The 24739-nt window shown below is 40.7% G+C and carries 18 protein-coding genes and 1 tRNA gene; 4 read left to right on the top strand and 15 right to left on the bottom strand.

Annotation, left to right across the window (positions count from 1 at the left end; all coding sequences use genetic code 11):
• Positions 1-49: 49 nt before the first annotated feature.
• From ruvB to Q0037_RS08065, 9 genes are all read right to left on the bottom strand, one after another.
• The gene (gene ruvB / locus Q0037_RS08105; protein ID WP_297517128.1) at positions 50-1072 is read right to left on the bottom strand and encodes a Holliday junction branch migration DNA helicase RuvB; all 1023 of its coding nucleotides are present in this window, start codon (positions 1070-1072) and stop codon (positions 50-52) included.
• 66 nt (positions 1073-1138) lie between these two features.
• Positions 1139-2935, bottom strand: coding sequence for a cbb3-type cytochrome c oxidase subunit I (locus Q0037_RS08100; protein ID WP_297517127.1), 1797 nt, complete (start codon positions 2933-2935; stop codon positions 1139-1141).
• A gap of 28 nt (positions 2936-2963) precedes the next feature.
• The gene (locus tag Q0037_RS08095; RefSeq protein WP_297517126.1) at positions 2964-4133 is read right to left on the bottom strand and encodes a cytochrome c oxidase subunit II; all 1170 of its coding nucleotides are present in this window, start codon (positions 4131-4133) and stop codon (positions 2964-2966) included.
• Positions 4134-4152: 19 nt separating this feature from the next.
• Positions 4153-5676: a quinol:cytochrome C oxidoreductase gene (locus tag Q0037_RS08090; RefSeq protein WP_297517125.1), complete on the bottom strand. Its 1524-nt coding sequence runs from the start codon at positions 5674-5676 to the stop codon at positions 4153-4155.
• A gap of 27 nt (positions 5677-5703) precedes the next feature.
• Positions 5704-6267 carry a cytochrome c gene (locus Q0037_RS08085; RefSeq protein WP_297517124.1) on the bottom strand — a complete coding sequence of 188 codons (564 nt, stop codon included), beginning with the start codon at positions 6265-6267 and terminating at the stop codon, positions 5704-5706.
• Positions 6268-6271: 4 nt separating this feature from the next.
• Positions 6272-6799, bottom strand: a complete 528-nt coding sequence (locus Q0037_RS08080; RefSeq protein WP_287784551.1) for a DUF3341 domain-containing protein — start codon at positions 6797-6799, stop codon at positions 6272-6274.
• Positions 6800-6807: 8 nt separating this feature from the next.
• Positions 6808-8220, bottom strand: coding sequence for an NrfD/PsrC family molybdoenzyme membrane anchor subunit (nrfD, locus tag Q0037_RS08075; protein ID WP_287784553.1), 1413 nt, complete (start codon positions 8218-8220; stop codon positions 6808-6810).
• Positions 8221-8253: 33 nt separating this feature from the next.
• On the bottom strand, positions 8254-11307 hold the full coding sequence (locus Q0037_RS08070) for a TAT-variant-translocated molybdopterin oxidoreductase (RefSeq protein WP_297517123.1): 3054 nt from the start codon (positions 11305-11307) through the stop codon (positions 8254-8256).
• A gap of 31 nt (positions 11308-11338) precedes the next feature.
• A complete protein-coding gene (locus Q0037_RS08065) occupies positions 11339-12694 on the bottom strand; it encodes a c-type cytochrome (RefSeq protein ID WP_297517122.1) in 1356 nt (451 codons plus the stop codon).
• Positions 12695-12908: 214 nt separating this feature from the next.
• Between Q0037_RS08065 and Q0037_RS08060 the strand changes: the two genes are divergently transcribed.
• On the top strand, positions 12909-13301 hold the full coding sequence (locus tag Q0037_RS08060) for an SPOR domain-containing protein (RefSeq protein WP_297517121.1): 393 nt from the start codon (positions 12909-12911) through the stop codon (positions 13299-13301).
• A 45-nt stretch (positions 13302-13346) separates the two neighbouring features.
• On the opposite strand, the gene infB is transcribed toward Q0037_RS08060, so the two are convergent.
• Genes infB through rimP form a run of 3 tightly spaced genes read right to left on the bottom strand, consistent with a single transcriptional unit; the run spans position 13347 to position 17839 of the window.
• Entirely contained in the window at positions 13347-16070 is a 2724-nt protein-coding gene (gene infB / locus Q0037_RS08055; RefSeq protein ID WP_297517120.1) for a translation initiation factor IF-2, read from the bottom strand.
• A gap of 45 nt (positions 16071-16115) precedes the next feature.
• Positions 16116-17357, bottom strand: coding sequence for a transcription termination factor NusA (gene nusA / locus Q0037_RS08050; RefSeq protein WP_297517119.1), 1242 nt, complete (start codon positions 17355-17357; stop codon positions 16116-16118).
• Positions 17358-17371: 14 nt separating this feature from the next.
• The gene (gene rimP / locus Q0037_RS08045) at positions 17372-17839 is read right to left on the bottom strand and encodes a ribosome assembly cofactor RimP (RefSeq protein WP_297517118.1); all 468 of its coding nucleotides are present in this window, start codon (positions 17837-17839) and stop codon (positions 17372-17374) included.
• Between the two features lie 168 nt (positions 17840-18007).
• On the opposite strand from rimP, the gene Q0037_RS08040 reads away from it, so the two are divergent.
• The gene (locus Q0037_RS08040; RefSeq protein ID WP_297517117.1) at positions 18008-18832 is read left to right on the top strand and encodes a universal stress protein; all 825 of its coding nucleotides are present in this window, start codon (positions 18008-18010) and stop codon (positions 18830-18832) included.
• A gap of 70 nt (positions 18833-18902) precedes the next feature.
• On the opposite strand, the gene Q0037_RS08035 is transcribed toward Q0037_RS08040, so the two are convergent.
• A tRNA-Gln gene (locus tag Q0037_RS08035) sits at positions 18903-18973 on the bottom strand.
• A gap of 204 nt (positions 18974-19177) precedes the next feature.
• Here Q0037_RS08035 and Q0037_RS08030 point away from each other — a divergent pair.
• Both Q0037_RS08030 and Q0037_RS08025 read left to right on the top strand, forming a co-directional pair.
• Positions 19178-22378 carry a DUF2723 domain-containing protein gene (locus tag Q0037_RS08030; RefSeq protein ID WP_297517116.1) on the top strand — a complete coding sequence of 1067 codons (3201 nt, stop codon included), beginning with the start codon at positions 19178-19180 and terminating at the stop codon, positions 22376-22378.
• Between the two features lie 6 nt (positions 22379-22384).
• The gene (locus tag Q0037_RS08025; protein WP_297517115.1) at positions 22385-23074 is read left to right on the top strand and encodes a polysaccharide deacetylase family protein; all 690 of its coding nucleotides are present in this window, start codon (positions 22385-22387) and stop codon (positions 23072-23074) included.
• On the opposite strand, the gene Q0037_RS08020 is transcribed toward Q0037_RS08025, so the two are convergent.
• Together Q0037_RS08020 and Q0037_RS08015 are read right to left on the bottom strand one after the other, a co-directional pair.
• Positions 23058-23354 (bottom strand): co-chaperone YbbN, encoded by a 297-nt coding sequence (locus Q0037_RS08020; protein WP_073363488.1) that lies wholly within the window; start codon positions 23352-23354, stop codon positions 23058-23060. The two genes, Q0037_RS08025 and Q0037_RS08020, sit on opposite strands and share 17 nt — an antisense overlap.
• A 75-nt stretch (positions 23355-23429) precedes the next feature.
• Entirely contained in the window at positions 23430-24665 is a 1236-nt protein-coding gene (locus tag Q0037_RS08015) for a metallophosphoesterase (protein ID WP_297517114.1), read from the bottom strand.
• Between the last annotated feature and the right edge of the window lie 74 nt (positions 24666-24739).

The following is a 24739-nucleotide window of genomic DNA, read 5'->3' as shown; positions in this document are numbered from 1 at the left end:
CCGAGAGAAAGCGGGAATAGGCGCAGGGAGATGCATTCGGGGGAATGCCCTAAAACAATTCGCCCTGAGACATTCCTTTAATTTTACCCAAATGGCGATAGGCCTTTTCGGTGACTTCGCGACCCCGCGGCGTGCGAATGATGAACCCTTCTTGGATTAAAAAAGGTTCGTAAACTTCTTCGATGGTTTCACCATTTTCGGAAACGGCGGTAGCCAATGTGGAGAGACCCACAGGACCTCCTTTGAATTTATCGATTATCGTGGTAAGAATCTTATTATCCATTTCATCGAGGCCGTGGGCATCGACATGTAGCGCTTGAAGCGAGTAGCGGGCGATTTCAATATCGATTTTTCCATTGCCTTTGATTTGGGCAAAATCGCGAACACGGCGTAAGAGTGCATTGGCGATACGGGGGGTTCCTCGGCTTCTTCCTGCGATTTCGATAGCCGCCTCCATGGAAATGGGCACGCCTAGAATAGTGGCACTGCGTTGTACTATAGTCGTTAAGAGTTCGGTATTGTAATATTGCAAGCGCGATTGGATTCCGAAACGTGCCCGCATGGGAGCTGTAAGGAGTCCGCTACGAGTGGTTGCACCTACAAGGGTGAAGGGATTCAAATTGATTTGTACGGAACGCGCATTGGGTCCGGATTCGATCATGATGTCGATTTTAAAATCTTCCATCGCCGAATACAAATATTCTTCCACTACGGGACTAAGCCGGTGAATCTCATCGATAAAAAGAACATCGCGCTCATCGAGATTAGTGAGGAGACCGGCCAGATCACCTGGTTTATCGAGAACGGGTCCTGAAGTAATTTTTATCCCCACTCCCAATTCATTGGCAAGTATATTGGCCAAGGTCGTTTTTCCCAATCCCGGTGGCCCGTGAAAAAGCGTATGATCGAGGGCTTCGTCGCGAAGATTGGCGGCTTTAACGAAAACTTTTAAATTCTCGAGTACTTGATCTTGACCCGTAAAATCATCAAACGACAAGGGTCGTAGCTTCTTCTCGAGGTCAATTTCTTCAGGGTTGTAGCCCTTGTTGGTGGGATCTAAGTTTTCGTTCATAGCACAAATATAGCACAAGTTTGGAGGAATAAAAAAGCCTTTCCGAAGAAAGGCTTTTGTGATATTTTAGTGATGAAGAACCTCTTCTCCAGGTTTCATCGGTACATTTTGAGGTACGAAATCTTCGTCATGCCCAGGCTTGCTGTAGTCATAAGGCCAACGGTGGACTTCTGGAATTTCACCAGGCCAGTTACCGTGCATGTGTTCTACAGGAGCAGTCCACTCTAAGGTGTTAGAACGCCAAGGATTTTGAGGTGATTTTTCACCATAGAAGATCGAACTAAAGAAGTTGTAGATAAATACCAACTGGAAGGCACCTCCGATTAAGGCAAACATCGTTATAACCACGTTTACATCTTGCATATCATCAAAAATAGGGAAGTTGGTGTTGGTATAGTAACGACGTGGTAAACCAGCCATACCGATAAAGTGCATTGGGAAAAATACTCCGTAAGCACAGATAGCGGTTACCCAGAAATGAACATACCCTAAATTTTTGTTCAACATACGACCGTACATTTTAGGGAACCAGTGGTAAATTCCAGCAAACATTCCGTACAATGCCGAGATACCCATTACCAAGTGGAAGTGAGCTACTACGAAATATGTATCGTGAACGTTGATATCTAGGGTACTGTCACCTAAGATAATTCCAGTCAAACCGCCCGTGATGAATGTAGATACTAATCCTATGGAGAACAACATCGCAGGGTTCAATTGTAAGTTCCCTTTCCAAATGGTTGTGATGTAGTTGAACGCTTTCACTGCAGAAGGGATTGCAATCAATAAGGTGGTAAAGGTAAATACCGACCCTAGGAAGGGATTCATTCCAGAGATGAACATGTGGTGACCCCAAACGATAGTGGACAAGAATGCTATCGCTAAAATGGACATGATCATTGCACGGTATCCGAAGATAGGTTTACGTGAGTTGGTTGCAATTACTTCTGAAGTAATCCCCAAAGCGGGTAATAAAATGATATATACTTCAGGGTGACCCAAGAACCAGAATAAGTGTTCGAATAATACGGGTGAACCCCCTTGGTAATCTAAAACTTCACCTGCAAGATAGATATCGGACAAGAAGAAGGAAGTCCCGAAACTACGGTCCATGATCAACAATAAAGCAGCCGACAAAAGTACAGGGAAAGAAATAACCCCGATTACAGCAGTTATGAAGAAAGCCCATATGGTTAAAGGCATACGCGTCATGCTCATCCCTTTGGTACGTAGGTTTAACACCGTCACAATATAGTTAAGTGAACCTAACAAAGAGGATGCGATGAAGATTGCCATGGATACTAACCAAAGTGTCATACCTAATCCTGAACCAGGAATCGCTTGTGGTAAGGCACTCAATGGAGGATAGATTGTCCAACCCGCAGATGCAGGTCCTGATTCAACGAACAAAGAAACAACCATGATGACGCTGGAAAGGAAGAACAACCAATAGGAGACCATATTAAGGAAACCTGAGGCCATGTCACGCGCACCCAACTGTAATGGAATTAATAAGTTACTAAACGTACCACTCAAAGCGGCCGTTAACACGAAGAATACCATAATCGTACCGTGAATGGTAATTAATGCTAGGTAAGCTTCGTTGGTCATTACTCCATCGGGAGCCATACGCTCACCAAGGAAAAACTTGAATACTTTGAAGGACTCTTCCGGCCATGCCAATTGCATACGGAACAAAAGAGACATACCCACCCCGATGATCCCCATGATGATACCTGTAAGTAGGTATTGCTTGGAAATCATTTTATGGTCAATACTGAAGATATACTTTGTAATGAAAGTATCCTTGTGGTGGTGATCATGTGCATGATCATCAATGTGAAGGTCGTGTGCGTGACTCATATCCTAGTAATATAAATTATCTTTCTAATTATTTTGCTTGCGCTACTACCGTTGTATCAGGTTTGGTAGCGGTTGTGTCTGATGGTGTTGTACCAGCAGCAGCGGCGGCATCTGCTTTAGCGGCATTTTTAACGGCTTGAACCAAAGTGGTTTTTTCTTTCAACCACTTTTGGTAGTCTTGAGGTTCGTCCACCACCACTTTCATTTGCATGTTGTAATGTGAAGAACCACAAATTTTGTTACACAGAAGTAAATAGTCAAAAGTATAAGGATCTAAACCTGTTTTCCCTTGTGCTTCTAATTCTTTGCTCTTTTTCGTACGGATTGCATTAATGTTGTCCACTTTGGCAATCATTTCAGGCGTATCACGCATCTCTTGCGTGGTCATGATTGGTGTAAAAGCAAATTGCGTAACCATACCGGGTACACAGTTCATCTGTGCACGGAAGTGAGGCATGTACATGGAATGCAATACATCTTGAGAACGAATCTTGAAGATTACTTTTTTACCTTTAGGGATGTGCAATTCTTCCGCAACGATATCGTCTTGTGCATTGGGATCGGCTAAATCTACTCCTAGCGTATTTACCCCTTCAATTAAACGAACGTTAGCTTTTCCTAATACATTATCTTCCCCAGCATAACGAACAGTCCATTTGAATTGTTGAGCGTAAACTTCAATCACTATTGGCTTTTCTTCTTTTTCATTGATAAACATGATGTCTGTCCATGCATATAAACCAAAGAAAATCAATACAGCCAATACGATGGCTGGAATAGCACTCCAAATAAATTCCAACTTATTATTGTCAGAGATATAAGCTGCTATCTGACCTTTTTTACCTGAATATTTGTAGGCATAATAATGAAGTAACGCTTGCGTCACTGTTTGTACGAAGAAAATCAAAATCATGGAAATCCACATCAATTGATCAACCTCTACACCATGTTCAGATGCAGAATTACTCATTAATGGATAGGAACCATATTTTACGATACAGATAATGGTAATCAAATAAATGAAGGCCAAAAATCCGAACATTAAGTAACCATTGACTCTATTGTCGTTATCACCCGCAACTTGAGAGGATTCATCAGTGGATTTTTTACCAATTTGCGTTAATGCAAAAATCTTGCTTAACTGCCACAAGGCTACAGATAATAAAACTAAAACAAGAACTACTAATAAAGCTGTCATTTGTTCTTTTCTTTAAATATTAATAATGAAAATGTTTACTTTCTTCCATGAATGGATTACGTTTTGGCGTAAGTGGTGCCTTGGTTAAAGCATTAAATACAACCAAAATAAATAAGCCTAAGAAGAACAATACAGAACTGATTTCGGATACACCGATAAACCATTGATCACCTACTGTAGCAGGCATAATCATATTGAAGAAATCAATATAATGACCGAATAAAATTACAACACCGGCTGTAACTACTATTGGTGCTACACGTTTGAAATCAGTATTGATTAAGGTTAAGAACGGGAATACGAAATTTAATCCGACAGCGCCCCAGAAAGGTAACGTGTAATCGTTGATACGTGTTATGAAATAAGTAACCTCTTCAGGAATATTGGCATACCAAATTAACATGAATTGAGAGAACCATAAGTACGTCCAAAACACGCTAATCCCAAACATAAACTTGGATAAGTCGTGAATATGACTAGAATTTACATATTCTAAATATCCTTTTGATTTTAAATACAAAGTAACCATTGAAATGGTTGTAATTCCACTTACAAAGAAACTCGCAAATACATACCAACCAAACAAAGTACTAAACCAGTGAGGATCTAAGGACATAATCCAGTCCCAAGCCATAATGGATTCAGACACAATAAAGAATACTAAGAAAGTAGCAGAAAGCTTAAAATTTTTCTTGTAGTAAGCGTCATCGGAAGCTTCATCTTGAGCCAAACAGTTTTTTCGTGAGAAGTAACGATATAAGTTCCAACCCAACAAGAAAACAGCGGCACGGATAATCCAAAAACCAAAATTCAAATACCCCGATTTTCCTGCAATTAAAGCATCATAGTTTGGTGAACCGGGTTTGGTTACGCCATCCTCCATCCAAGTAAACAAGTGGTTCATGTGTAAACCAGACGCTAGCAATAATCCGAAGAAAATAATAGATCCTACGGGTAAATAAGCGGTAATTCCTTGCATGACGCGGAACAATACCGGAGACCAACCGGCTTGTGCTACTTGTTGAATGGCATAGAAAGCTAACGCTCCCATGGTTACCAATAAGAAAAAGATACAAGCTACATACAAAGCCGCCCATGGCTTATTTTGTAGTTGATGCATCACATGCTCAATATGTTCTTTATGGGCTACCGCAGTATCGATATGTTTCTCTTTCTTGGGAACAATAGATAGCGTTTTTTTCGCAGTTGTAGGAGCTACAGGCTGTGCGATTGAATCGGTTGTCGCTACATGCGTTGTATCTTTTGAAACTGTATGCGCTTCCTCCGTTTTGTGAGTAGCTTCATGGTGCGCTTCTGTTTTTGCAGCGTGAGCCTCATGGTTAGGAGTTACATGGGTATCGTGAGAAGCAGCAGTGGCATGACCACCGTGTCCGCCATGACCCTCATGATGAGCCGCAGCAACAATTTTCTCAACATCTTCTATAGTTTTCGGAGTAGATAAAAACCCATATACGATACCTACCAATCCTAATGCAATTAGAATGAAGGCCGAGGTTTTTAATCTTTGTGAAAATGTGTACATATCTATATTAATCTGATAATTCTACAATTATAATTTGCTTTTCAATTGCATCACATAATGCGATACCATCCAACGTTCTTCACGGTTTAACTGATTGGCGTAGGAACCCATGGAGTTCAAACCGTACATCAAAACGTGATTCACACTTCCTTCAGTGATTTGACGGTCCTTGTAATTAGGTACCCCTAAGTATTTTCCTTGCGTAACCAATTTCCCTTTTCCATCTCCAGCAGTTCCATGACAAATGGCACAGTAAATTACATACAATTCTTCCGCTTTTTTCATGTCAATTTTATCGGCTGGAAAGGGATTTACAACGGCTTTGGAAGCTTCGTATCCTTCAGTAGAATTGGGTAATTCATACGGAACATGACCTCTTTTGATGGTTCCAACCGGCGGAATCTGTCCTTCTTTTCCGTTTTCACTTTTCGCATTGACTGAATTGAAAGCATTCGACTCAGCATAGGTTTCATAAGCCACCGATTCATACATGTTGGGCATGTATTGGTAATTCGGTGATTTATCGTCTTTACAAGCTGTGAATAAAGCTACAGCTCCAAACATCATGGCTATTTTTAAACTATTCTTCATGGTCTTAATGCTTTTCAATAACTTTAACTTCTACAGCACCTGTATTTTTGAAGAAAGCTACCATTGCTTCCTCATCGCCAGAAACCGACACTTCCATTAAAAAGTGATCGTCTGTAGTGCGTACATCTGGATTTTCAGCTTTTTTGAAAGGCCATAAACGACTTCTCATATAAAAAGTAATTACCATCAAGTGAGCGGCAAAAAATACCGTCATTTCAAACATTACTGGAACAAAAGCCGGCATGTTTTGAAGGTAACTGAAACTTGGTTTTCCACCGATATCTTGGGGCCAATCATTAATCATGATATTCCACATCATCCAAGTGGCTACTGAAATACCAATACATCCATAAATGAAAGCGCAAATCGCTAAACGTGTGGGCGCTAATCCCATCGCTTTATCCAGACCGTGCACCGGAAATGGAGTAAATACTTCTTCAATATGATGATGTGCTTTACGGGTTTGCTTTACAGCATCCATCAATACATCGTCATCGTTATATAGTGCGTGAATAACTTTTGTACTGCTCATGACGTTTATTAATGATTATCTGAATGATGATTATGTCCTTCTTTTTCACGGGCTCTTTTGTAGTTATCTCCAGAGGATTTCAAGATTGTTTTCACCTCCGCTTGAGCAATCACTGGGAATGAACGAGCATACAATAAAAACAATACAAAGAAGAATCCGATAGTTCCGATATAGATACCGATATCAACAAAAGTCGGTGAAAATTTCGTCCATGAAGAAGGTAGGTAGTCGCGGTGTAATGAAGTTACAATAATTACGAAACGCTCAAACCACATCCCAATATTTACGACAATCGAAATGATGAAGGAGAACATGATACTTGTACGTAATTTTTTAAACCACATAAACTGAGGTGAAAATACGTTACACGTCATCATTAACCAATACGACCAAGCATAAGGTCCAGTAGCACGGTTCAAGAAAGCATATTGCTCATACTCTACACCCGAATACCAAGCCACAAACAACTCTGTAATATAGGCCACCCCTACAATTGAACCTGTGATCATGATAATAATGTTCATCAATTCAATGTGTTGTAATGTAATATAAGCCTCCAAATTAGATACCTTACGCATTACAATCAACAGCGTGTTTACCATCGCAAATCCAGAGAATACTGCACCTGCAACGAAGTAAGGTGGGAAAATCGTAGTATGCCATCCTGGAACTACAGAAGTAGCAAAGTCAAAGGATACGATGGTGTGTACAGAAAGTACCAAAGGAGTTGCTAAACCGGCTAATACTAAAGAAACTTCTTCAAAACGTTGCCAATCTTTGGCGCGACCGCTCCAACCGAAACTTAATATAGAATATACACGTTTTGAAAAAGGCGTTACGGCACGGTCACGAAGCATCGCAAAGTCGGGCAATAACCCTGTCCACCAAAATACCAAAGAAACGGAAAGATAGGTTGAAATAGCAAATACGTCCCATAAAAGTGGTGAGTTAAAATTCACCCACAAAGAACCAAATTGGTTAGGAATAGGCAATACCCAATAAGCGAGCCAAGGTCTACCCATGTGAATAATCGGGAACAAACCTGCTTGTACTACCGAGAAAATGGTCATGGCTTCTGCTGAACGGTTAATCGCCATTCTCCATCGTTGACGGAAAAGTAAAAGTACAGCGGAAATTAAGGTTCCAGCGTGACCAATACCTACCCACCAAACGAAGTTGGTAATATCCCAAGCCCAACCCACTGTTTTGTTGAGACCCCAGGTTCCGATACCGGTTGAAATGGTATAGATGATACAGCCTATTCCCCAAAGGAAGGCGGCCAAAGCGATTGAAAAAACGGTCCACCATTGTTTGTTGGCTCTTCCTTCTACAGGAGCAGCAACATCAACAGTTACATCGTGATAAGTTTTATCACCTATAACTAATGGCTTTCTAATGGGTGCTTCGTAATGAGACGACATAATCCTATATAGTGTTTCTTATTAATTTATTGATTAGGTATTTCTAACTTTTACGTGGTAGAATACATTAGGTTTCGTACCCACATGCTCCAATAAATGGTACATACGGTTGCTTTCAGCCAATTGAGCCACTTCACTTTCCTTATTGTTTACATCGCCAAACACCATAGCACCCGTGCTACAGGCCGCCGAACAAGCAGTTTCAAATTCGTTAGCTTCAACAGGTCTTCCTTCACGTTTTGCCGTTAAAATAGTCAACTGTGTTTTCTGAATACACATTGAACATTTTTCCATAACCCCACGCGAACGAACGTTCACATCCGGATTCACTACCATACGACCTAAATCATCATTCATGTGGAAATTAAATTCATCGTTGTGGTTGTATAAGAACCAGTTGAAACGACGCACTTTATACGGACAGTTGTTGGCACAATAACGTGTTCCTACACAACGGTTGTATGCCATTTGGTTTTGACCTTGACGACCGTGTGAAGTAGCCGCTACTGGACAAACCGTTTCGCAAGGCGCATGGTTGCAGTGCTGACACATGATGGGTTGGAAAACTACTTGAGGATTCTCAGCTGGGTTTTCCATTTGACCGAATCCACCTAACGAACCTTTGTCTCCGAATAATCCATCAAAATCTTTTTTCTTCGCCACATCATCAGCAAAAGTTTCTTCTGATGAATAGTAACGGTCAATACGCAACCAATGCATGTCACGGCTTCTTCTGACCTCAGATTTACCCACTACAGGTACGTTATTTTCAGCATGACATGCAATCACACAGGCTCCACAACCTGTACAACTGTTTAAGTCAATCGATAAATTGAAGTGGTGACCTATAGAGCGGTCGAAAGATTCCCATAAGTCTACTTTCGTAGCTTCGATTTCTTTATGATCCAAAGAAACCACTGGAACAGGATTCCAAATCTCTGCATCCTTCGTATTGAAGATCTCTAAGGTTGTTTCTTTAACGATGTCGCCGCGACCCATTAAAGTTTTGTGCGATTGAACACAAGCAAACTCGTGGTCTCTAGATTCAGCAGTAATCTCTACCGACTGAACATCATTAAAGTTTTTGTATAAGGTGTATGCACTAACCCCTACTTGCATTTCTTCTTTTAAAGCAGCTTTACGTCCGTAACCAAATGCTAAACCAAAAGTACCTTTAGCTTGGCCAGGTTGAACAATAACTGGAACATTTTTAAGTGTAGTTCCATTAACGGTTAACGTAACGTAACTTCCATTTAAACCACCGTTGGCAACAATAGTATTACCTACTTTCAATGCATCAGCATCAGCTTGTGAAAGGGTTAAATAGTTGTCCCAAGAAACACGTGTAATTGGATCGGGGAATTCTTGCAACCATGGGTTATTGGCTTGTTGACCGTCACCCATACCTGTTTTTGAATACAACACCAACTCAAATCCGGCTCCTTTTGAAGCGGCTAAAGCTGAGGCCGCAGCAGCATAATCAGCTGTTCCACCTGCCAAATTACCACCCCCATAAACCGTAAAACCATCATGTAGGGCTTGATTCCAAGTTGAACTTCCTAAAAATCCAGTTGCACCTGCTTTGATATAATCGTAATAGGTGCCAGCTACACCATTCCAAGTCATTAAAGCTTCTTGGAATTGTTTGGTATTGAATAAGGGACGAATCGTAGGCTGGGTTAAAGAATAAGAACCTTTAGTCAACACGTGATCATTCCATGATTCTAAATAATGAGGTGCTGCAGCCGCAATGGTTGTTTTTAAAGCCGTTTCATCCTCACGTTGTGTGAAACTTACAGAAAGCTTTACTTTACCTAAAGCATTGGCAAAAGCTTCTCCGTCAGCAAGGGTATAGACAGGATTCACACCGCTCATAATTAATGAGTGTACAGCACCAGCAGCCATATCTTTTAGCAATTGAGCCACTTGAACATTATTCCCTTTGCGAACGTAACGAACACCTGCCTGTACTAACGCTTCACTTTGTAATACTTGGTTAATGGCAAATACTAAAAGTTGCGCATTTTTATCTTGAATTCCAGAAACTAAAAGTCCTTTAGAACCCGCTTGTTTTAACTGTTCAGCGGCTTTAGCAATAACAGCATCATGCGCTGTTTTTGCAGTTCCAATGGAAGAACCTGTAAGTGCATTATATATTTTTACTAAAGCTTGTTTTTGATCAGCGACAGTCATCGGAACACGTTTGTCAGCAGCAGCTCCAGACAAAGTCATGTTGGCTTCAAATTGGAAATGTTTTGACATTTTACCGTTCTGAGGCACACGCCCTTGAGCGTAGCTACTTTCATATCCACCTCCTTGCCAATCGCCAAGGAAGTCAGCCCCAATAGAGACAATCATTGCCGCTTTTGAAAAATCATAATCCGCAAGTGCACGTTCGCCGTATACGGTTTCGAATGCATCCAAAGCCGAAGACTCAGAAATAGCATCATATACTACGTGCTTAGCCGTTGGATTTTTTGCAATAAAATCGGCAATCAATCGTTCTGTAGATGGGCTCGCTAGAGTAGATGTCAACAATACAACTTGTTTCCCAGAGGCTTTTGCTTCAGCCAAAGAGGCTTTTATGCGCGCATTCACATCCGACCAAGAAGCATTCTTTCCTTCAATTTTCGGATTTTGTAAACGCAAACTGTCGTACAAGGACAATACAGAGGCGTGCGCACGAGCGTTAGCCGCAAATTTTGCTCCTGTCAAACGGTTGTTTTCAACTTTAATGGGTCGACCCTCACGTGTTTTGATCAATAAGTTAGCAAAATCAAAACCATCAAACATCGTAGTAGCATAATAATCAGCGACACCAGGAATGATCGTTTCTGGCTGCACTACATAAGGAATTGATTTATGCACAGGTCCTTCACAAGCCGCTAAAGTTGCAGCAGCAGTGGAAAAACCAACATATTTTAAGAAATCACGACGGGAAGTTGATGAAGAAGATAAAGATTCGTCGGATAAAAACGCATCGGTTGGAATTTCTTCCACGAATTCATTATTTCTAAGCGTCTCAACAATAGAACTATTTTCGTTTAGTTCTTCAACACTTTTCCAGTATTTTTTGTTAGATGACATCGTATATAAATATTAGCTTCTTAATAATTGATTAATAGTGACACTTACCACATTCCAAACCACCCATGTCGGCGATGGTTAGCTTTTCTTTGCCATATTTTTTGGAAAGTTCAGCATGGATTTTTTCATAGTAAGCGTTGCCTTCCATTTTCACCTCAGTCTCGCGGTGACAGTTAATACACCAACCCATGGTTAAAGGGGCAAATTGCTTTTGAATCTCGTAAGTTTCTACAGGGCCATGACATTTTTGACACTCTATACCCGCTACGGTTACGTGCTGAGAGTGGTTGAAGTAAGCAAAGTCAGGTAAATTGTGGATACGCACCCATTTTACAGGTTTTGTTTTTCCCGTGTACGATTGCGTAGATTTATCCCAACCTACTGCATCATACAATTTTTGAATTTGGGCATCGTAGAATGCTTTCGAGTATTCTGCAGTAGCAGTGGTATCTGAAACTTCAGAAATATTTTTGTGGCAATTCATACAGATATTTAAAGAAGGAATACCTCCATTTTTACTAACACGCGCTGCCGAGTGACAATATTTACAATCAATTCCATTGCTTCCAGCATGAATACGATGCGAATAATGAATCGGCTGAATTGGCGCATAATCTTGATCTACCCCGATTTGCATCAAATACCCATAGGCAAAATATCCACTTGCTAAAAGTAAAAATATAGAAGTAACTAACACTAAGAACTGGTTTTGAGCAAAAGATTTCCAAACAGAAACAGTATTACGCTTTGTAGTCGGAATTTCAACACCATTGGACTTCGCAATCTTGGTTAGAACATTGTTGACCAACAACAACATTACCACCAACATGAGCATTACCATGGCCAAAGCACCTAAAATGATTTCATTTGAAATGCCTCCTTCAGCACTAGCCCCTTGTCCTGCAGGACCTACAGCACCCGCGGCAGGAGCAGGAGCTTCTGGCTTCGGCTCAGAAGTGTAAGCTATGATGTTATCAATATCAGCATCTGTTAACTGCGGGAAAGCCGTCATTACTTTCTTCCCATTTTCCTCAAAAACTTTCACTGCTTGAGCATCGCCTGAAGCAATCAAGGCCGAACTGTTTTTAACCCACTTATACAACCATGCCTTATCGTACTTATTGGCTACCCCACGAAGTGCAGGGCCTGTCATTGGCTTATCTAAATTGTGACAAGCCGCACAGTTGGTGTTGAACAATTCCTTCCCTTTAGCCGCATCACCGCCTGCTGGAGCTGCTGGTGCTGCTGCTGCCGCATCTGCGGGGGCTGCTGCCGGAGCTGCTGGAGCTGGATCTTGAGCAAAAGTAGAGAGTGAAAACGTTAGCATTAATGCTAACCCGAAGGAATACATTTTTGAAATCGAATTATGGTTACCCACTTTTTTCATATTATTAATGATTATCGACGTTTTGGCATAGTTTTTTGAAGGTATTTCAAGAGGAAACTATACACTTTTTTAAAAACTTGAGCAAAAATACGATTTATGGACTATTATCAAAACCTAAAAAGAATGTAAAATAACAATTTATAACAATTCTAAATAGTAAAATTTTAGCATAAATAAAAGGATACTCTTACATTTGCATCTAAATCAAAAGATTATGAAAATAAGGCTTTCAAAACCTTTGAAAAAGTGGCTTTTTTTGGGATTGTTTTTTTTAAATTTTAACACCCTTTTTAGCCAACAAGTTACCGTTGAACAAGACCCTAAATTTGAACAGTTATTAGCTGAAAAAAGAAAAATTAATGCAGCGATTACCGTTAACAATCGCTATAAAATTCAACTATTTAGTGGGGCCAGTGAAGATGCTAAAAAAATGTTGGCTCTGTTTCGCAAAGACAACAAACAATACGATGCTACAATAGTTTTTAGCACTCCAATGTATAAGGTTTGGGTCGGTAATTTCAAAAGTAGAATTGAAGCCGAAAGAAACCTTATCCTGCTCAAAAAAAAATATCCCAACGCTTTGGTTGTTAAACCCAATAGAGCATAAAAAAAGCGGTTCACTTGAACCGCTTTTTTTATATCAAATTGCTAATTATTTCAATTTTTTACGGACCTCAACTTCGTGGTAAGCTTCGATGATATCGTTGATTTGAATATCGTTGTAATTTTTGATTTGAATACCACAATCGTACCCTTTGGAAACTTCTTTTACGTCATCTTTAAAACGTTTTAATGCGGTAAGTTCGCCTGTAAATATTACCACCCCCTCGCGAATCAAACGAATGCGTGAGTTACGGAATATTTTACCATCGGTGACCATACATCCTGCAATGGTTCCCACTTTGGATATTTTAAAGGTTTCGCGAATCTCTGCATTCCCGGTGATTTCTTCCTTCATCTCCGGTGATAACATCCCTTCCATAGCGTCTTTCAAATCATCGATAGCATCGTAAATAATCGAATAATTACGAATATCAATCTCTTCTTTTTCTGCCAATTGTTTGGCAGCCCCTGCCGGACGAACGTTAAATCCGATGATGATCGCGTCAGAAGCTGAAGCTAACATAACATCAGACTCCGTAATCGCACCTACACCTTTGTGAATGATATTGATTTGAATTTCCTCGGTAGATAATTTAGAGAACGAATCGGATAGTGCTTCTACTGAACCATCCACGTCTCCTTTCAAAATCACGTTTAATTCTTTAAACTGACCTAATGCAATACGTCGTCCGATTTCGGCTAACGTTATATGTTTTTGCGTACGAACCGATTGTTCTCGTAAAAGTTGGGTTCGCTTGGCTGCAATTTGTTTCGCTTCGCGTTCGTCTTCAAATACATTGAATTTATCTCCCGCGGTAGGAGCACCATCCAAGCCTAAAATAGAAACGGGTGTTGAAGGACCTGCCACTTTAATACTGTGACCGCGTTCATCATACATCGCTTTTACTTTTCCATGATTTTTACCGGCCAATACATAATCGCCTACCTGCAAAGTACCCGCTTGCACCAATATTGTGGTTACGTATCCTCGGCCTTTATCCAATTGTGCTTCCACAACGGTACCAATGGCTGGTTTATTAGGATTGGCTTTCAAGTCTAAAATTTCAGCTTCCAATAACACTTTTTCCAACAATTCATTGACCCCTTGACCAAACTTTGCTGAAATTTCATGGGATTGGTATTTTCCACCCCAATCTTCAACCAATAAGTTCATTTGAGCCAATTGCTCTTTAATACGTTCGGGATTGGCCGCTGGCTTGTCCACTTTATTAATGGCAAAAATCATCGGAACACCAGCCGCTTGCGCGTGACTGATGGCTTCTTTGGTTTGCGGCATGATATCGTCATCGGCAGCACATACAATTATGGCGACGTCAGTAACTTGAGCTCCACGTGCACGCATCGCCGTAAAGGCCTCGTGACCAGGCGTATCTAGAAATGTGATTCGCTTCCCGTTTTCTAAAGTTACCGCATAAGCCCCGATATGCTGTGTAATTCCACCAGATTCTCCAGCAATTACATTTGTTTTACGAATGTTATCCAACAACGAAGTCTTTCCGTGGTCAACGTGACCCATCACCGTAACAATAGGGGCACGGGATTTCAAATCTTCTTCGCGGTCTTCAACCACTTTGATCGTTTCTTCAATTTCGGTGGAGATAAATTCCACTTCAAATCCGAATTCATCGGCCACAATAGTCAAGGTTTCTGCATCAAGACGTTGGTTCATGGTCACCATAATTCCCAAAGACATACAGGTTCCAATCACTTTTGTAATTGGCACATCCATCATACTGGCAATCTCCCCTACCGTTACAAACTCGGTTACTTTAAGGATTTTACTTCCTTCTTCCAAAGCTTGTAATTCGTCTTCATTTCGTTGACGGTGGGTATCCCGTTTTTCACGACGGTATTTCGCCGCTTTCGATTTATTTCCTTTTCCTTGAAGACGCTCCAAGGTTTCTTTAATTTGATTTTTAACTTCTTCCTCCGTAGGTTCTACTTTTTGAACAATAGCCGGACGATTGCCTCCTTTTTGGAAACCAGGTTTATTCCCAAACTTAGAATTACCCCCTTTATTAGCGTTACCTCCCGCATTGGGATTTCCTCCACCAGGACGGGCATCGGGTTTGGCTTGAATGCGTTTACGTTTATTTTTACCTTCCCCTTCTTTGGCACCCTCTTCTTTCTTCTTTTTGGGCTTTTCAAACTTGGTCAAGTCTATTTTTTCACCAGCTACAACAGGCCCTGTCAACTTCGTATAAATCGTTCTGTACGTATCGTCTTGACCTTCAACGGGTGTTGGCACTGGCGCTGCTTCTTTTGGTTTACCCGACTTAGGTTGTTCCTTTACTTCGAGGGTAACTTCATTCGTATTTTCAAGCTCTTTAGAAACTGATACGGGCGCCGGTGGTGGAGTTGGTGCGGGTTCAGAATCTGGAGCCGTTTTTTGATCTAAATCAATTTTTCCTACAGGTTTTGGTACTGTGACTACAGCTTTAGCCTTAATTACTTCTTGACGTTGACGTTCTTCTTCTTGGCGTTTTTTTTCTTCCAGTTCGCGCTCACGTTCTAAACGCAACGCTTCTTTTTCTTTGCGAATTTCTTCGCTTACGCCTTTGGAAGCTTCTTTATTTCCACGATCCCCTGCAAATTGATTTTGAAGAATATCAAATTCAACCGCAGAAATTTTGGCATTCGGATTCGAATCAATGGAGATTCCTTTTTCTTTTAGGAAGTCCACGGCTCGGTCCAGAGAAATATTTAATTCCCGTAAAACTTTGTTAATTCGTATATTTCTTTCGTCAGACATATAGTGTAATTAAGTTCTGTATTCTTTTGTAAATGTAGGTATTATTTAGTCTTCAAACTCTTCTTTCAGAATACGCATCACTTCAAGAATGGTTTCTTCTTCTAAATCGGTTCTTCGGGCTAAATCGGCTACATCTTGTTTGAGGATACTTTTGGCTGTATCCAATCCGATTTTGGCAAATTCATCGATAATCCATCCATCGATTTCATCTGAGAACTCAGTTAATTCAACATCATCATCTTCTGTAGCGCTTCCTTCGCGAATGACATCCAATTCATAGCCGGTTAACAAACTAGCCAATTTGATATTCTGTCCGCCACGACCAATCGCTTTGGAAACTTCCTCTAATTTTAAGAAAACTTCTGCCGATTTACGTGCTTCATCTAACTTGATGGAAGATACTTTTGCTGGACTCAACGCTCTTGAAATCAACAAAGAAGGATTGGATGTAAAGTTAATTACGTCAATGTTTTCGTTGCCTAACTCACGAACAATGCCGTGGATACGAGAACCTTTCATTCCAACACAAGCTCCCACGGGGTCAATACGATCATCGTAGGAATCAACCGCTACTTTAGCTTTCTCTCCAGGGATACGTACCACTTTTTTAATCATAATCAAACCGTCAAATACTTCTGGGATTTCTTGTTCAAACAATTTCTCCAAGAACTTTTCTGAAGTACGCGACATTACAATTTGTGGCTTGTTGCCTTTCAGCTCCACACTTTCGATAATTCCTTTTACATTATCACCTTTACGGAAAAAGTCGGAAGGAATTTGTTTTTCTTTTGGTAATACAATTTCATTCCCATCATCATCCACCAAAATCACCACTTTAGGACGCACATGGTGCACCTCAGCCGTGTAAATTTCACCTATAATATCTTTAAATTGCTTGTACAAGTTGGTGTTGTCGTGTTCGTGAATTTTTGAAATCAAGTTTTGACGTAACGCCAAAATAGCACGACGGCCCAAGTCAATCAACTTCACTTCTTCCGAAACGTCTTCACCCACCTCAAAATCGGGCTCAATCTTACGGGCTTCCGAAAGGGAAATTTGAGAATTTGAATCTTCAACTTCACCATCGGCAACGACTACACGATTTCTCCAGATTTCCATATCTCCTTTGTCAGGGTTGATAATGATGTCAAAATTGTCATCAGAACCATATTTCTTCTTCAAGGCGTTACGAAAAACATCCTCAAGGATAGCCATTAGCGTAACACGATCGATTAATTTGTCATCTTTAAACTCAGAAAATGATTCTATTAATGCAAGATTTTCCATTATATAATGATTTATTAGAATTTTATTGTAACCACTGCTTCTTTGATTTGGGCATAGGGAATTTCCATCACTTTTTGAACGGTTTCCTTACCCTTTCCTATTTTTTTCGGTTCACGTGCTTCCCAAATGAGCGTAATTTTCTGTTCATCCGCCGCCTCTAAAACCGCTTCAATCAGAGTGCCCTCAGTTGTCTTTACAATCAACCAACGTCCTACGTTGTTTTGGTATTGACGCACTAATTTTAAGGGCGATCCAACACCTGCCGACGCTACATCCAATGAAAAATCAATTTCTTCTCGATCCAAATGATGTTCAATGGCGCGACTGATATCCATACAGTCCTGTAAAGTTACTCCATTATCCCCGTCCAAAGTTACACTAATTTTGTAACTATCTGAAATCGAAACATCTATTAAAAACAAGTGTGGCTTCTCAACCAAACCTTGTTCCAACAACTGCGCTACTTTTTCTTTGAAGGTCATCTTTTGTTATAAAAAGAGGGAAGCCCTGCTTCCCTCATTATGCATCATTCGTTAAACAACGGTGCAAATATAGGTTTTTTTTATTTTAGAAAAACAGCAAGGGTTGATATTTTTTTTGTACTTTTATACAACCTAATAAATAAACAAAAACCATAATATTTCGTTACAATGAAAAAAATTCTTATCCCAACGGATTTTTCTGAACACGCCGAATACGCCTTAAAAGTTGCTGCTCAAATCGCACGCAAAAACAACGGCGAGATCATTTTATTACACATGTTGGAATTACCACACGAAGGAAGCGATGCTATCAGTACAGGTCACGATATTCCCGAATTAATGTTTTTCAAAAACGCGGCCATTAACAAGCTTGAAGAAATCATGGATTCACCCTATTTGGATGGAATCAATGTTTCTGAAGTAATCCAATTTGAAATGGCTTTCGAAGGCATTTTAAATATTAGCCGTTTAAACAATGTAGACTTGATTATCATGGGGTCTCACGGCGCAAGCGGCTACAAAGAAATGTTCATCGGTTCAAATGCCGAGAAAGTTGTGCGTAATGCCGAAGTTCCTGTGTTAATTATTAAAAAAGATATGGGAGAATTCAATGTAGACAAATTTGTTTTCGCTTCTGATTTCTCAGACGAAACCCGTCAACCCTTTACCAAAGCAGTAGAATTTGCCAACAAATTTGGAGCGACCCTTCACTTAGTGATGATCAATACGCCCAACAACTTTAAATCAACTTCGACAGCGCAAGGCATCATTGATGGATTCGTCCGTAATTTCCAAATCAACAATTACGTCACACACATCTACAACGAAACCAATGTAGAAAAAGGAATTTTGAACTTTGCCAACAGTATTGATGCCGATCTCATCGGAATGAGCACACACGGCCGTAAAGGATTGGCACACTTCTTTAATGGAAGTATCAGTGAGGATTTAGTAAACCACGCGCAACGCCCTGTAGTAACCTTTAAAATCTAAGTACACAAAGCCTGGTTCTCCTTGGCTTTTTGGTATAAAAAAAAACCGACAGTACGTCGGGTTTTTTTTGTTGGTCTACAAGGATTCGAACCTTGAATGACTGAACCAAAATCAGTAGTGTTACCGTTACACCATAGACCAATATTGCGGGTGCAAATTTATGGCTTTTTTTTATTTAAGCAAACGTTTTGCATTTTTTTAAGTTCTTTTTTTTGGCATCATACGAAAACCCATCCCTTTGCGTTTGGGGAATGCATGTAAATCAGTTTTTTAGAATTTTTTGTTAACCCATGGAGCAATACACAAAAAAATAGTTTCTTTGCACCATAATACATAAACCATACTATGACGCCTTTTGACTTTAAAAAGTGGAACAACATTCTGGGTTGGACAGCTTTTGCTATCGCTTTACTTTGCTACAGCCTTACCGTAGAACCAACCATGAGTTTTTGGGATTGCGGGGAATACATTGCTACTGCTGCCAACTTAGAAGTCGGTCACCCTCCGGGAGCACCGCTTTTTCAAATGTTGGGCGCCTTTTTTGCCCTTTTTGCAGTGAATCCCGACAAAGTAGCGCTCATGGTTAATATGCTCTCGGTATTTTCGAGTGCCTTTACCATTTTATTTCTTTTCTGGTCTTCCACCTTGCTCTTGCAAAAAATTGTAAGCCGTTATACAACACTTCACGAAACCAACCTTAAAGTAATTTTAGGAGCCTCACTCGTGGGAGCCCTAACCTTCACCTTTTCCGATAGTTTTTGGTTTAATGCTGTGGAAGCCGAGGTATATGCAATGGCGATGTTTATGATTGCCTTGTTGTTGTGGTTGGGATTACGTTGGGAAGCCGACATGGACAAACCCCATGGAAATCGTTGGTTACTATTAATTAGTTTGATGATTGGACTTTCCTTTGGCGTACACTTCATGGCTTTGTTGACTTTACCTTCCATCGGGTTTTTGTATTTCTTTAAAAAATACCCTAAGGTGACGCTCAAGAGTTTTATCCTAGCCAACGTCATTATTATTGCAATCCTCTTATTCATTTTCAAACTACTCTTACCCTACACCTTAGCTTTTTTTGCTAAAACGGAAATTTTTATGGTGAACTCTTTCGGATTGCCATTTAACTCCGGGACACTTATCGCCTTTTTAGCCATCGTTGGGTTCTTTTATTTCGCATTACAATACACTCAAAAAAAAGAATTACCTGCCGTCAATACGGCTCTGTTGTGCATCCTGTTTGTTTTAGTAGGTTTTTCGACTTGGTTAATGCTTCCTTTGCGCGCCAATGCCAATACACCCATCAACGAGAACAAACCCTCCGATGCTGCCGAAGTACTCGCCTATTACAACCGTGAACAGTACGGATACAACCCCTTGTTTTACGGGCCTCAATACACCGATATGTTTGCTGGAGCCGACGAAGAGGAACCTTATTTGGATAAAAAACCAAACTATGAGCGCGACGAAAAAACAGGCAAGTATGTCATCGTCAACAATTACGAAAAAGCAGAGCAAAACTCCAATAGCAAGCACCGCGCTATCCTCCCGCGTTTGTGGAGCAACGACAATGTAAAAGGGTACATGAACTTTGTAGGGGTGCCGAAGTTTACGATCAAACCTGAGTTTGCCGACAATCAAGAATTAGTAGAAGAAGTAGCTGCTTTTCGTCAAGCATTCAATCAAAAACGATTGGACAACGAAGACTACATCAGCTTCTTAAAATACTACAGCGAATATATTGAAGTAGAAAAACCAACGTTTTGGCAAAACATCAGCTTTATGGTTGAATACCAATTTGGCTATATGTATGGCCGCTATTTGCTGTGGAACTTTGTAGGACGTCAAAACGACAATCAAGGCCGCTATGACAACCTCGATGGCAACTGGATGTCGGGCATTAAGGCGATTGATGAAATGCATTTGGGTTCGCAAGACAATTTACCCGACGATGTTAAAAATAACAAAGGGCGTAATTTCTATTATTTCTTGCCTTTCTTTTTGGGCTTACTTGGACTGATGTACCATGCACAACGGGATCTAAAATCGTTCTATGTTTTACTTACTTTGTTTTTATTTACGGGATTAGCCTTAAAAATCTATTTGAACGAGCGTCCCTTCGAACCCCGTGAGCGCGATTACGCTTTGGTAGGCTCTTTCTTTGTGTTTGCGATTTGGGTTGGATTTGGCGTTTTTGCCCTCTACGAAATGATCGCAGAGAAAATCAATGCCAAAACGGCGGGTTGGTCGGCCATTGCCGTATCCTTGTTGGTGTCTCCCATTTTGATGGCCAAAGAAAACTGGGATGATCATGACCGTTCCAACCGGTATACGGCTATTGCGATGGCGAAAAACTACTTGGACTCGTGCGACAAAAACGCCATCTTGTTTACTATTGGTGACAACGATACTTTCCCGCTTTGGTATGCGCAAGAAATTGAAGGATACCGCACCGATGTTCGCATTGTGAATACGAGTTTGTTGATGACCGATTGGTACATTGATCAAATGAAGCAAAAAACCAATCTTTCGGAAGGGCTACCCATATCCTTCTCGCACAGTCAAATTGTAGCCGATAACCGCGATGTGATTTTATTCCATAAACAAACCGAAAACCGTTGGAACTTAAAAGACTTTATCGAGTTTGCGAAAAGTGAAGACACCCTGACCACCATCGAAATGCAAAGTGGACACCGTCTCCATTTCTTCCCTACTAATAAAGTGCGCATCCCTGTGGACAAAACTTCAATATTAAAACATAATATCGTCAACGTCAAACAAGCCGATTCCATTGTTCCCTACATCGATTTGGACATCAAAGGAGGTGCGTTATACAAAAACCGTTTGATTATGTTGGACATCCTCAACAATAACAATTGGAAACGTCCGATTTATTTCAGCCCCGGAAGTTTTGGGGATGACGATTATTTGTGGATGAAAGATTTCTTGCAATTAGACGGTATGGTGTACAAGTTAGTGCCAATCAAAACACCTGTGATTGAAGAAAATTATCCCGACATGGGGCAATTGGACACTGATAAGATGTACAAATTAATTATGAATTGGAAATGGGGCAATGGCGAAAGGACCAACATTTACCACGATCCCGAAACCCGACGCAACTGCATTTCCTACCGTGGTAACATGGCGCGAACGATGGATGCACTTATCGCCGAAGGTCGTATTCCCGAAGCGAAAAAAATTATCGAACTCGCCCTTGATAAAATGCCTTTGGACTATTACGGCTACTATTTAACGCTAGAACCTTTTGCCAATGGCTATTATAAAGTGGGTGAAAAAGAAAAAGCCCGCGCGTTGATGGCTCAACTTTTTGCAAAATACCAACAAGAATTGTTGTACTACACGACGTTCTCCCCCGCTGACAAATCGTTTATGGGTACCGACATCGTTTCGGCTATTGAACGATACCGCAGCTTGCTTCGCGTTAGTAAGAAAAATGGCGACATTGACTTCTATCAAAAAAATCGCCAAGCCTTTAATCAATATACCGCGCGATTCCCGCAATTTGGGCGCGATAAAGAATAACTGGAAATGCTCCGTAATTGGAGCATTTTTTTTTACGATATTGCAGCCATGATGCGATGGATAAAAACACCGTTTTGGGTAAAAAAATGCACCCCAAATTTGGTTTGGGACATTCCGCAAACCGAACGGGTGGTGTACCTTACGTTTGATGACGGACCAACGCCTGAAATCACGCCATGGGTACTGGAAACGTTGGCTCAATACGATTTTAAAGCCACTTTTTTTCTCATTGGAAATAATGTAGATCAGTATCCCGACATCGCGCAATCCCTTACAAAAAAAGGCCATGGCATCGGAAACCATACCTACCATCATCGCAACAGTTGGAAAACATCACGAGCAGCCTATCTCGAGGACATTAAGGCCTGTACAACGAGTATGGAGACTCATTTGGGACGCACTCCTTTGCTGTTTCGTCCGCCGTACGGCAAATTAAAATTGGGCCAACCGCAACAGTTGCGCTCCCACAATCTAATTCCTGTAATGTGGGATATTCTTACGTATGATTGGGATGTAAATACAACCCCTGAAGATTGCCTAAAAAGTATTACCAAAAATGTACAACCGGGTAGCATTATCGTTTTTCATGATAGCAAAAAAGCCTTTGGCAACCTGAAAACAGTATTACCAAAGGCTCTAGCCTATCTTACAGCGCAAGGATATCGCGGTGAAATCCTTCCTAAATCTGATCTTTAACCAATGCAATCAAGGAGTTGGCATCCAATTCTCCAGACTGCCGCCATACCATTTGACCGTTTTTGTAAATCATTAACGTGGGAACCCCTTTAATACGTAGGGCTTCTGCCAGCTCTTGATTTTTATCCACATCAATTTTAATCACTTTTGCCTTATCGCCTAAGGCCGCAGCAACATCGCGAATCACCGGATGCATTGAAACTGAAGATTCGTTCCATTCGGTGTAAAAGTCGATTAAAACAGGGACTTGTGCGTTGATAAGTTCTCCAAATTTCGACATACAATCAATCGGTATTTAGCATTCTTCACCCAAAGTAAAGAAAAATTAGGATACAAAGGTACTATTTTTAACAAATTATGCGACAGGACGACCTTTTTTTAGTGTAAGCACTGTGATTTCAGGCATAATTCCTACGCGCCCAGGGTACGCATGAAACCCGAAACCGCGATTTACATACAAATAGCGCCCCGTATGTTCATACAATCCCGCCCATTGTTTATATACATACTGTACGGGAGACCATTTGATAAAGCCCGGAATTTCAATACCAAATTGCAAGCCGTGTGTATGCCCCGACAAGGTTAAATGGTATAACTCGGGATGCGATTTAACTTCCACTTCCCAATGACTTGGATCGTGACTCATTAAAATTTTAAACGCATTGGGGTCCAATCCCGCTGCAGCCTTGGCTAAATCCCCTGCTTTTTTGAACTTCACCCCCCAATTTTCAACCCCAACCAAAGCGAGTGCCGAAGCGCCTTTTTGAATTTTTACATGCTCATTGCGGAGGAGTTTAAAATCAATTTGACGGTGCAAATCAATGATATCATTAAAATTTTGCTCCTTTTCAGCTGCGGTATTCCACTCGATATATTCACCATAGTCATGATTCCCCAATACCGAATATTTCCCGTAGGAGTGGGATTTAATCTTCGAAAACAAATCGATCCAAGGGTGCATCTCAGTGGCATGCGTATTTACAATATCACCCGTAAACAAAAGCATATCCGACTCTTGCGCATTAATCATCTCGATAGCATGGGCAATTTTCTCAGGATCGTCAAAACTTCCGCTATGGATGTCAGAAATTTGCGTAAAGGTAAATCCGTCGAAATCGTCGGGCAAATCGTCAAAATACAAGGTTTCTTTGCGCACTTTAAAATTGTATTTGCCTTTGGTCATGCCATACATCAAGGATAAAAAAGGGACCGCTGCCAACCCGATAGCCAATTGACTTACAAACTTGCGGCGGGCAGGAATATACGATTTTTCGGCATCGTATTGCACAAAGAAATTTTTAGCCCCCAATACAAGGCGAAACATATCTTCGGCTAAAAGCACCAAAACCATGATCAATTTGGGAACCAATACCAACAACAATAGCCCAATGGTCAACATGGTCATGGGCGTTTGTCCCACTTTTCGATCAAATTTGGTGAATTGATAAAACACAAAAAACAAGGTCCCCAACGACACCGCCAGGTAAGTCCATTGCACCCATTTGGTTTTGGTTACCGTTCGAACCGCTTGAAAGGCATACACTTCAACAAGCGTTAGCAGTACCAAAAGAATAAACAATCGAAATGTCATATACGATTTTAAAGCGCAAAGGTATTGTAGGTCAGTACAAGTCCGCGTTAAATTTAAGGAAATTTTAACCCCTG

The organism is Flavobacterium sp. (assembly GCF_027482425.1).
Classification (GTDB): Bacteria; Bacteroidota; Bacteroidia; order Flavobacteriales; family Flavobacteriaceae; genus Flavobacterium.
The sequence above is the reverse complement of the archived record's forward strand: the minus strand, read 5'-3'. Positions and strand labels throughout refer to the sequence as shown.

Coding starts and splice junctions, on each gene's coding strand:
- ruvB (WP_297517128.1), bottom strand. CDS start 1,072: ATGAACGAAAACTTAGATCCCACCAACAAGGGCTACAACCCTGAAGAA.
- Q0037_RS08100 (WP_297517127.1), bottom strand. CDS start 2,935: ATGAGTCACGCACACGACCTTCACATTGATGATCATGCACATGATCAC.
- Q0037_RS08095 (WP_297517126.1), bottom strand. CDS start 4,133: ATGACAGCTTTATTAGTAGTTCTTGTTTTAGTTTTATTATCTGTAGCC.
- Q0037_RS08090 (WP_297517125.1), bottom strand. CDS start 5,676: ATGTACACATTTTCACAAAGATTAAAAACCTCGGCCTTCATTCTAATT.
- Q0037_RS08085 (WP_297517124.1), bottom strand. CDS start 6,267: ATGAAGAATAGTTTAAAAATAGCCATGATGTTTGGAGCTGTAGCTTTA.
- Q0037_RS08080 (WP_287784551.1), bottom strand. CDS start 6,799: ATGAGCAGTACAAAAGTTATTCACGCACTATATAACGATGACGATGTA.
- nrfD (WP_287784553.1), bottom strand. CDS start 8,220: ATGTCGTCTCATTACGAAGCACCCATTAGAAAGCCATTAGTTATAGGT.
- Q0037_RS08070 (WP_297517123.1), bottom strand. CDS start 11,307: ATGTCATCTAACAAAAAATACTGGAAAAGTGTTGAAGAACTAAACGAA.
- Q0037_RS08065 (WP_297517122.1), bottom strand. CDS start 12,694: ATGAAAAAAGTGGGTAACCATAATTCGATTTCAAAAATGTATTCCTTC.
- Q0037_RS08060 (WP_297517121.1), top strand. CDS start 12,909: ATGAAAATAAGGCTTTCAAAACCTTTGAAAAAGTGGCTTTTTTTGGGA.
- infB (WP_297517120.1), bottom strand. CDS start 16,070: ATGTCTGACGAAAGAAATATACGAATTAACAAAGTTTTACGGGAATTA.
- nusA (WP_297517119.1), bottom strand. CDS start 17,357: ATGGAAAATCTTGCATTAATAGAATCATTTTCTGAGTTTAAAGATGAC.
- rimP (WP_297517118.1), bottom strand. CDS start 17,839: ATGACCTTCAAAGAAAAAGTAGCGCAGTTGTTGGAACAAGGTTTGGTT.
- Q0037_RS08040 (WP_297517117.1), top strand. CDS start 18,008: ATGAAAAAAATTCTTATCCCAACGGATTTTTCTGAACACGCCGAATAC.
- Q0037_RS08030 (WP_297517116.1), top strand. CDS start 19,178: ATGACGCCTTTTGACTTTAAAAAGTGGAACAACATTCTGGGTTGGACA.
- Q0037_RS08025 (WP_297517115.1), top strand. CDS start 22,385: ATGCTCCGTAATTGGAGCATTTTTTTTTACGATATTGCAGCCATGATG.
- Q0037_RS08020 (WP_073363488.1), bottom strand. CDS start 23,354: ATGTCGAAATTTGGAGAACTTATCAACGCACAAGTCCCTGTTTTAATC.
- Q0037_RS08015 (WP_297517114.1), bottom strand. CDS start 24,665: ATGACATTTCGATTGTTTATTCTTTTGGTACTGCTAACGCTTGTTGAA.